We start from the raw sequence: 2,623 nt of genomic DNA on the forward strand, positions 1-2,623 counted from the left end.
CCCTCGCCGTGCAGTTTCGGGTCCAGGGCGGCGTCGAGTGATTCCTGGTCGGCGATGACATGGATGGTCACGCTGCTGGCGCGACCGTCGTCGACCTTGCCTGCGCATGTCGGGTCGTCGCAGCGGCACGCCAGGTGTGTGGCGTGGGCGGCGATCGCGCCGACGGCATCCGAGCGGCGTTGGCCCAGGGTGCGGGGATCGTCGTCGCACACCGACGCGATCATGTCGGTGATGCGTTGGTCGAGGAGCACCGCGTCGGTGGCCGACAGGCGCCCGTGGACGCTGGCAGTGCCGGTGGTGTCGTCGCGGTCCCCGATGGTGAAGGAGCGCGCCCGCGCCGAGTTGCGCAACCGTCGCACCGCGTCGGGGTCGTGGCGGTCGACCCAGAAATCGATGGCCTGCTCGAGTTTGTGCTGCGAGAGCGCGCCCCAATGCGCGGCGTGCTCGGCGATCTCGCTGTCGATGTGGGCCAGCGCGACCGCGTCGCGGACCAGCGCGGTGCGGAACACGATCGTCGAGATCATCGCGCCGCTGAGGTGGCCTGCCAGGAATCGTGCCCCCACTTTCGGGAGCCGATCGCGCAGAGCGACGGCCAACCCGATCTGCCCCAGTGCGCGACCGTGGCTGATCGTCAACGCACACGACAAGCCCGCCGCGGCGGCATCGACCTCATCAACGGACCAGCGTGCACGGCGCCCCCCGATCACAGCGCGGCGCTGCACCTCGGCAATCATCGCCAGCTTGCGCGCCTCGGCCACCGCCGCCGCCGCCGACCACCCGACCACCGCCTCCACGAGCGCGGCGTTGCTCATCGCCGACAGAGCGGCGGGCCCCGGAAGCGATTCATCGAACATGTGTTCGATTCTAGCCGGCTCCACCGACATGCCGTGGCATCACCTTCGCGGAAGCAGCGCCACCAGTTGATCCGCGGTTGCCGCCCACCCGAGGTCGTGATCCTCGAACCCCTCGGGCGGCAGCAGCGAGTGTTCGATGGACATCAGCGTCTGGTCGACGCCGAACGGTTCGAACGCGACGTTGACGACGCTGGTGACCGTCGGATCAGCCCAGCCTGAATGACTCCACGTGAAGCGCAACAGGTTTGGCCGGTCGATGTCGAGGAACTGGCCGGTGATCAGCACCGAGGATCCCGAGTCGTCGACATCGAAGCTGACCCGCCCCCCGACCTTCGGTTCGATGATGATCGCCACACACCGGGACGGGCGTGGGCACATCCAGTCCATGAGCGCTTCCGGATCCAACCACTCGTCGAACACCACATCCGGACGGGCGGGCATGACGCGTTGGACCCGGACGACCGGTCCGTCGGTCATCGGCCGCGTCCCTTCTTGCGCAACCTCTCCGACAGCGCGTCGGCGCGGGTGGACCAGAAGTCGGCTTGCGCGTCGATCCACTGGCGCGCGGACGACAGCCCGTCCGGTTGCACAGAGAGCCAGTGCTCGCGGCCGCGCACCTCACGCCGCACCAAGCCTGCCGACTCCAGAACGCCGACATGACGAGAGACACCCGCAAAGGTCATCGGCAGCGGCGCCGCCAGATCGGTGATGCGCGCGTCGCCCTGCCGCAGTGTCTCCAGCAGCCAGCGGCGCGTCGGATCGGCGAGCGCCGCGTACGCACGGTCCAGGGTCGGATCTTCAACCATTCTGTTGACTATAGCGGCGTGAGCATGTTCTGCTGATACTTATATTCAACAGAACTGTTTAACGTTTACGAAGGAGGTTCCGTGCAGACACCCGAGATCGTCTCCGAGCCGGAATGGCAGGCGGCCCTTGCCGACATGCTCGTCAAAGAGAAGGAGTTGACGCGTGCCCGCGACGCGATGGCCGCGATACGCCGGAGAATGCCATGGACACCGGTCGACAAGGACTATCGGTTCGAAGGCCCCGATGGTCCCGCGAGCCTGACCGACCTGTTCGGCGGTCGTCGTCAGCTGATCGTGTACCGCGCGTTCATGGATCCGGACGTGGACGACTGGCCCGAGCACGGCTGTGTGGGCTGTTCGCTGATGGCCGACCACATCGGCAACCTCGCCCACCTGAACGCTCGCGACACCACACTCGTATACGCCTCCCGCGGATCGCAGTCCGATATCGCGCGGATCAAGGCGCGGATGGGTTGGAACCACCTTTGGTACACCATGATTCCCGACAAGCAAGGCGCATTCGACGTCGACTTCGGCGTCGACAAGTGGCACGGGACCAACGCCTTCATCCGGTGGCCGGGCGAAGACGGCGACCGAATTTTCCGCACCTACTTCATCGACAACCGCGGCGACGAGGTGTTCGTCAACACCTGGAACTTCCTCGATATGACCGCGCTGGGCCGTCAGGAAACGTGGGAGGACTCGCCAGAAGGCTATCCACAGACGGCCCCGTACCAATGGTGGTCCTGGCACGACGGGTACCGCCGGACCGAGGAAGGTGGTCACTGTGTCGGCACGTGACGCTCGCGCGGTCGCCGACGTGTACCGCGACACCACGGCGCGCGTCGCCGCTCTACTGGCGGGTGCCGACGCCGCGGTGTGGGCCTGCCCGGTCGTAGCGTGCCCGGGTTGGTCGGTCCGCGACGTCGTGGCCCACATGACGGCCGTCGCACAGGATTGGGC

5 protein-coding genes are annotated in these 2,623 nt (G+C 66.9%); 2 read left to right on the forward strand and 3 right to left on the reverse strand.

Annotated features, from left to right (window positions below; genetic code table 11):
* From WA965_RS07950 to WA965_RS07960, 3 genes are all read right to left on the reverse strand, one after another.
* On the reverse strand, positions 1-854 hold an 854-nt coding region (locus WA965_RS07950; protein ID WP_526447332.1), incomplete at its 3' end, for a DUF222 domain-containing protein.
* A 39-nt stretch (positions 855-893) separates the two neighbouring features.
* Positions 894-1,331, reverse strand: coding sequence for an SRPBCC family protein (locus WA965_RS07955; protein WP_526301489.1), 438 nt, complete (start codon positions 1,329-1,331; stop codon positions 894-896).
* Complete coding sequence (locus WA965_RS07960; RefSeq protein ID WP_178361260.1) at positions 1,328-1,660, reverse strand: ArsR/SmtB family transcription factor; 333 nt, start codon at positions 1,658-1,660, stop codon at positions 1,328-1,330. The genes WA965_RS07955 and WA965_RS07960 overlap by 4 nt, the downstream gene beginning before the upstream one ends.
* Positions 1,661-1,741: 81 nt before the next feature.
* Here WA965_RS07960 and WA965_RS07965 point away from each other — a divergent pair, with 81 nt between their 5' ends.
* Entirely contained in the window at positions 1,742-2,461 is a 720-nt protein-coding gene (locus WA965_RS07965; RefSeq protein WP_526301487.1) for a DUF899 domain-containing protein, read from the forward strand.
* Between the two features lie 19 nt (positions 2,462-2,480).
* On the forward strand, positions 2,481-2,623 hold a 143-nt coding region (locus WA965_RS07970; RefSeq protein WP_526447334.1), incomplete at its 3' end, for a maleylpyruvate isomerase N-terminal domain-containing protein.

The sequence above is a fragment of the Mycobacterium sp. genome, assembly GCF_049683935.1.
Classification (GTDB): Bacteria; Actinomycetota; Actinomycetes; order Mycobacteriales; family Mycobacteriaceae; genus Mycobacterium.